The sequence below is a fragment of the Streptomyces sp. GC420 genome (assembly GCF_009916105.1).
Lineage (GTDB): Bacteria > Actinomycetota > Actinomycetes > Streptomycetales > Streptomycetaceae > Streptomyces.
In genome coordinates this window covers 1-5,990 of record NZ_JAAAXQ010000432.1, presented here as the reverse complement: position 1 = coordinate 5,990, position 5,990 = coordinate 1, and the positions used below count along the sequence as shown (strand labels likewise).

Here is a 5,990-nt window from a genome sequence, read left to right as displayed (position 1 = left end):
CGGCTACTCCCCCCGCCCGGGGCCGCCCTCCGGGGACAGGTGGACGTCGAGCAGGCAGACGTCGTCGCGGCGCTCCCCCTCAAGCATGGAGGAGAGCAGATTCCAGAGGGAGCCGGAGCCTTCGGCCAGCTCCGTCCTGGCGGCTTCCGCGAAGCGCGCGAAGCCCTTGTCGAGGTCCTCACGCGGCCGTTCGATCAGGCCGTCCGTGTAGAAGAGCACATGGTCACCGGGCTCCAGACGGCACTCCGCCTCGGCATAGGCCGGCTGGGGCGTCGCGCCCAGCAGGATGCCCACCGGGCGCTCCAGGTAGCGTGCCGTTCCCCGGCGGAGCAGCAGCGGCGGTGGGTGCCCCGCCTGCGCCCAGGTCAGCCGCCGGGTGCCTGGGTAGTAGCGGGCCAGGACCATGGTCGCGCTGGTCTTGTGCGCGTCGTGGGTATGGAGGAGCAGCGCGTTGAGCCGGGCCAGCGCGCCCGTGAGGGACGAGCCGGTGATGACCATGCCCTTGGCGGTGAACCGCAGCTGGGCCATGGTGGCGACGGCGTCGATCCCGTGGCCGACGGTGTCGCCCACCACGAACAGGGCGCTGCCGTCCGGCAGTTCGATGGCGCTGTACCAGTCGCCACCGACGCTGATGCCGCCCTCGGCGGGCAGGTAGGCGACGTCCACCCGCAGATCGGCCAGGATCAGAGGGTGTTCCGGCAGGGGCAGCAGCGCGTGCTGGAGGCGGGCGGCGAGTGTCCGCTCGGCCCGCAGCACTCCCTGCTGGGTGAGCATCGCCCGCTCGCTCTCGATCAGAGCCAGCTCCGCCTGCCGCTGGGCGGTGAGGTCCTGGAAGAATCCGTGGATCTCGACCGGGGTGCCCGCGGCGTCGGTGATTGCCTCGGCGACGATGCGCACATGCTTCAGTCCGCCCGGTGTCATGATCCGGAACCGGTCGTCCATGGGCCGGGCCTCGCCGAGCAGGCCCTGGACCGACGCGGCGAGAGCGGGGAAGTCCTCGGGCAGCAGGGCGTCGGGCAGCTCCTCGAGCGTCATCGGGCCGAGAGCCCGGTCGCGGTCGAAGATCGCGTAGACCTGGGGCGACCAGTTGATCTCGTCGGTGGTCAGGTCCCAGTCGGCCCAGCCGAGATTGCCCAGGCGCTGCACGTGGGCCAGCCGCCGTTCCTGCCGGGCGAGGTCGTCGTGCTGGTTCCACGACACGACCAGGCCGTCGCCGAGCCTGGCCGCCCGCACGGAGTACGTGGAGGACTCGGGGACACCGGAGACCACTTCGCGGTACTCGAACGGGGGTCCCTCGTAGGGCTCTCCGGTTTCGAGGGTGTGGAGGTAGCCGTGCCAGAGCTCCGCGCCGGCGAGGGTCGGATAGCACTCCAGGATCCGCAGCCCGACCAGCTCGCGACCGCGCCGGCCGAGGACGTCCACGGAGTGGGGAGCGGCGGCGTCGATCCGGTAGTCCTCGACCTCCCCCGACGGCGAGCGCAGGGGCGTGAGGAGGATGGCGGAGCCCGACAGCGCGTCGAACAGCCGCTGGACGGACCGCACCTGCCGGGCCACGGCTTCCTCGCGGGGGGTCTCGAAGGCACGCAGCCGGCCCGCGCACAGCCGGGCCGCCGCGCACAGCAGCTGCCGTGTCCCGGTGGTAAAGGGTTCCTCCAGCGTGCGGAGAATCCCGATGGCCGTGGTCGCGGCGCCGCCGACGATCACGGGTATCCAGGCACGGGTGCGCCACGGTTCCGCCGGACCGCCGATGAGCAGGTAGCGCTTGCCGTCCCGCTCCGGGTCCTCCAGCCACACCGGTCTTCGTGTGCGGATGGCCTCCAGCACGGCGACCCCGCTCAGGGGTGGCAGTCGGCTCCAGCACGCCGCGGCAGTCTCGGCGATGCCCGCGTGTCCGGTGAGTTCGAGCTCCCCCGCGGGCATGACCGAATAGATCATGACCGCGTCGGCGCCAACCGCCTCACCCAGCCCGTCGAGCAGGCACTGGGCCAGGTCCTGGAGACCACCTACCCGGGCGAGTGCTTCCCCGAGCCCTTCCAGGACCTGGGCGGCAGCGGAGGCGCGGGCGCCGCCGGCCGGTGTCCGCGCGGAAGCGGGGCCGCGCTCCCGGGCTCCGGCCCGGGCGAGGGCACCGCGGGCCGACCCGGGCCGGGGAGCCGCGGTCTCGTCCGCCCCTGCGGTCGGCGGCTCGTTCGCGGCGGAGTCCTTCTCGGCCGGGGACGAAGGGGTGCGCCCCGCGGGGAGGGGACCGGGGCGGATCTTGCCGAGGGTGTTCCAGCACTCCTCCATGAGGGTGCGGTCCGCCTCGGCGGCCCGCCGCGCCAGCACCTCGTACGCCTCCCCCGCCGAGCAGCCCTCAAGTGCCATCACCGCGCCCCTGGCACGCTCCAGCACGGAGGAACTCGCGGACAGCTGCCGCAACTCCTCGATCTCGGCCCGCTGCCTGGCCACCACCCGGGCCAGCGCGACGACGTCGGGTGCACGCCCTGGCCCCTCGGGGACGGCCGACTCACTCCTCACGCCCCGAGCATGTCACACCCGGCCGGGCCACTGAAACGGAATGTAGCACTCAGCTTCCGCCCCGCAGTTCGCCCGCCAGGCAGCCTGCTCCGCCCGGCACGCATCCCGGATCCGGCCCGGTGCGTCCCGGGTTCCGGCCGGTCGGGAGGGGCGCACGCGGGGGCCGAGATGCCGCGTCGGCCGAGCGGTGCCAGCCTGGAAGGGCAAGGCAGGTCCGGGCCGTCCGGCCGCAGGCCGGGTGGCCGTACGGAAGGATCACGAGATGGCCACTCACGTCGGCGGCGCCGGTCACGGGCGCACACGTGGCGCGGACACGGGCGCCTGGGTCACGGGCTGGACGACCACCGCCGCGGTACTGATGGTGTTCGGCGGCATCATGGCTCTGCTGCAGGGCATAGCGGCGATCGCCAAGGACGACGTGTTCGTCGCGACGGACGACTTCGTCTACAAGTTCAACCTGACCGGCTGGGGCTGGGTGCACCTCGTCCTGGGCGCCGTGGTCGTGGTGGCCGGTGCCGCCCTGTTCACGGGCGCGACGTGGGCAAGGGTGGCGGGCGTCGTACTGGCCGGGCTCAGCATGGTGGCCAACTTCGTCTGGCTCCCCTACGCACCCTTGTGGTCGATCGCGCTGATCGCGGTGAACGGGTTCATCATCTGGGCGCTGTGCGCACCCAGAGGCCGCGCAGCCGCCTGATCGCGGCCCGCCGGTGCCGCGCGGGTGCGCCGCCCGGCGGGGTGCGGTCCGCCGGCGAACTCCGACCCGGCCGGGCTGCCGCCCGGCCGGGTCTTTGATTGTCTGGGCCATTGACATGTTCACCGCATGAGCCGATTCTGAGAGCGCTCGCCGCCTGAGAGCGCTCTCAGGTGCGGGCGGACTCCTCACGGGAGCCCGGACGGCCGGTGACTGCGGGCCGTCCCCACTCCCGGCCATCCCCCACAAGGAGGAGAAGCGTGTCAGCCAGAATCAGGGCACTGACCGCGTTCGCCGCGGCCGTGCTGTTCGCCGCGGGGCTCACGGTCTCCGCGCCCGCCCCGGCCGCCGAGGCCGCGGTCCCCGCCACCATCCCGCTCACGTTCACCAACAACTCGGGCCGCGGCGAGCAGGTCTACATCTACAACCTCGGTACGGAGCTGTCCTCGGGCCGCCAGGGCTGGGCGGACGCCAACGGCACCTTCCATCCGTGGCCCGCGGGCGGAAACCCGCCGACGCCGGCCCCCGACGCCTCGATCGCGGGACCGGCGAACGGCCAGTCCCTGACGATCCGCATGCCGAAGTTCTCCGGCCGGATCTACTTCTCCTACGGTCAGAAGCTGGTCTTCAGGCTCACCACCGGCGGCCTGGTGCAGCCCGCGGTGCAGAATCCCGGTGACCCCAACCGCGACATCCTGTTCAACTGGTCGGAGTACACGCTGAACGACTCCGGCCTGTGGCTCAACAGCACCCAGGTCGACATGTTCTCCGCGCCGTACGCGGTCGGCGTGAAGCGCGCCGACGGCAGCGTCGCCACCACCGGGCGCCTGAAGCCCGGGGGCTACAGCGGGTTCTTCGACGCGCTCAGGGGACAGCCGGGCGGCTGGGCCGGTCTCGTCCAGACCCGCGCCGACGGCACCGTGCTGCGCGCCCTCGCACCCGGTCACGGCATCGAGGCCGGGGCACTGCCGGCCGGTGTCATGGACGACTACGTCAACCGTGTGTGGAACAAGTACTCCACGTCGACGCTGACGGTGACCCCGTTCTCGAACAGGCCGGAGGTCAAGTACTACGGCCGGGTCTCGGGAAACGCCATGAACTTCACCAACGGCGCGGGAGCGGTCGTCACCACCTTCCAGAAGCCGGACTCCGACAGCATCTTCGGCTGCTACAAACTGCTGGACGCCCCCAACGACGAGGTGCGGGGCCCCATCAGCAGGACGCTGTGCGCGGGCCTCAACCGGTCGACGCTCCTGACGAACCCCAACCAGCCGGACAGCGGCGCGGCCGAGTTCTACAAGGACGTCGTCACCAACCACTACTCGCGGAAGATCCACGCCCAGATGGCGGACGGCAAGGCGTACGGCTTCGCCTTCGACGACGTGGGCGCCCACGAGTCGCTGGTGCACGACGGCAACCCGCAGACGGCGTACGTCACCCTCGACCCGTTCAGCTGACCGGCCCTCGCGGCCGGCCCCGCCGTCCCGGCCGACCTGCTTCCGCCCGGCTGACCTGCTTCCGCGGCCTACCCGCCGTCGGTAGCGGGTCAGCCGCCCAGGTGCCGCTCCATCCAGTCGGCCGCGGCCCGGCGGAACAGCCGACGGTTCTCCATCCGCAGGAAGTCGTGGCCCTCGTTGCGCAGGGTGAGCAGTTCGGCCTCGTGGCCGCGTTCCCGCGCCGCGCGCACGAACTGCTCGGACTCCCCCGGCGGCACGTTCGTGTCGTGCTCTCCGTGGACCGCCATCACCGGGACGCGCAGGGCATCGACGCGGCTCATCGGGGAGAGCTCGCGCAGCAGTTCACAGTCGCGTCCGGGGTGGCCGTACTTGTGCGCCGCCGACTCGGCGATCCAGGGCTCGGTGCCGGCGAAGAAGGTCGCGAAGTCCGAGATGCCGCACACGGCGACACCGGTGCGGAAGAGTTCCGGGTGCCACACCAGGGAGGCCATCACCAGATAGCCGCCGTAGGAGCGGCCCATCACGGCGAGCCGCGTCGGGTCGGCGGGACCGGCCACGACGGCGTGCCCCGCGCAGTCGGCGACGTCTTCGATGGCGGCGAACCGGCCCCTGCCGAGGTCGGCGTCGATGAAGGAACGGCCGGACCCGGAGGAACCGCGCACGTCGGGGGCGAAGATGTCGAGGCCGCGTCCGATCAGTTCGTGGTAGAGCGGGTTGAAGACGGGGCGCTCCTGCTCCTCGGGGCCGCCGTGCAGGTGGATCACGCAGGGCGCGAGGTCGCCGGGGGCCCGGCCGGGCGCCCGGTAGTACCAGCCGCCCAGCGGCAGGCCGTCGCGCGCCCTCAGGCGCAGCGGCCGCGGCCGGACGGGCGGGCGGCCCGGCGGGACGGCGTCCTCGTCGCGCGACGACCAGGGGGTGCGCAGCGGCGACCCGTCCTGCGGGAGCCACCACACACCGGGGCGGCGCTGGGATCCGGACAGCGCGAGCGCCAGCCGCCCGGCGCCGGCCTGTGCGATACGGGTGACCACCTCGTGGGGCAGGCTCACGGCCCGGGCCGTGAGCCCCGCGGACGCCGCCGCCCCCGCACGGGCCCCGCCGGGCGGTGGCTCGCCGGGCACGGTGGGACCGGTTCCGGGACGGGCGGCCGCCGGGATGCCGGACACCGACGCGCCGAACGGGGACGCCCCGGACCGGATCGGGCCGGACCGGGCCGGACCGCCGTGCACAGGGACACCGGGTACCTGCGTGGCCGGTACGGGGGCGCCGCCGGGCGGGGTCGGTCCGGGCACCGGGATGCCGGACACGGACGGGGCGGGCCCGGGGGC

3 protein-coding genes and 1 pseudogene are annotated in these 5,990 nt (G+C 73.1%); 2 read left to right on the top strand and 2 right to left on the bottom strand.

Annotated elements, in window-relative coordinates; genetic code table 11:
- Nucleotides 1-3: 3 nt before the first annotated feature.
- Nucleotides 4-2,517, bottom strand: coding sequence for a SpoIIE family protein phosphatase (locus GUY61_RS33270; RefSeq protein ID WP_313896984.1), 2,514 nt, complete (start codon nucleotides 2,515-2,517; stop codon nucleotides 4-6).
- A gap of 262 nt (nucleotides 2,518-2,779) precedes the next feature.
- Here GUY61_RS33270 and GUY61_RS33265 point away from each other — a divergent pair, with 262 nt between their 5' ends.
- Together GUY61_RS33265 and GUY61_RS33260 are read left to right on the top strand one after the other, a co-directional pair.
- The gene (locus tag GUY61_RS33265; RefSeq protein WP_166634048.1) at nucleotides 2,780-3,211 is read left to right on the top strand and encodes a hypothetical protein; all 432 of its coding nucleotides are present in this window, start codon (nucleotides 2,780-2,782) and stop codon (nucleotides 3,209-3,211) included.
- A 299-nt stretch (nucleotides 3,212-3,510) separates the two neighbouring features.
- Nucleotides 3,511-4,665 (top strand): glycoside hydrolase family 64 protein, encoded by a 1,155-nt coding sequence (locus GUY61_RS33260; protein ID WP_313896985.1) that lies wholly within the window; start codon nucleotides 3,511-3,513, stop codon nucleotides 4,663-4,665.
- Between the two features lie 89 nt (nucleotides 4,666-4,754).
- On the opposite strand, the pseudogene GUY61_RS33255 reads toward GUY61_RS33260, so the two are convergent.
- Nucleotides 4,755-5,720: pseudogene (locus tag GUY61_RS33255) on the bottom strand (alpha/beta hydrolase family protein); the annotation flags it as partial.
- Between the last annotated feature and the right edge of the window lie 270 nt (nucleotides 5,721-5,990).

Excerpts from the sequence above, each read along its gene's own strand:
- GUY61_RS33265 (WP_166634048.1), top strand. The coding sequence starts at position 2,780 with ATGGCCACTCACGTCGGCGGCGCCGGTCACGGGCGCACACGTGGCGCG.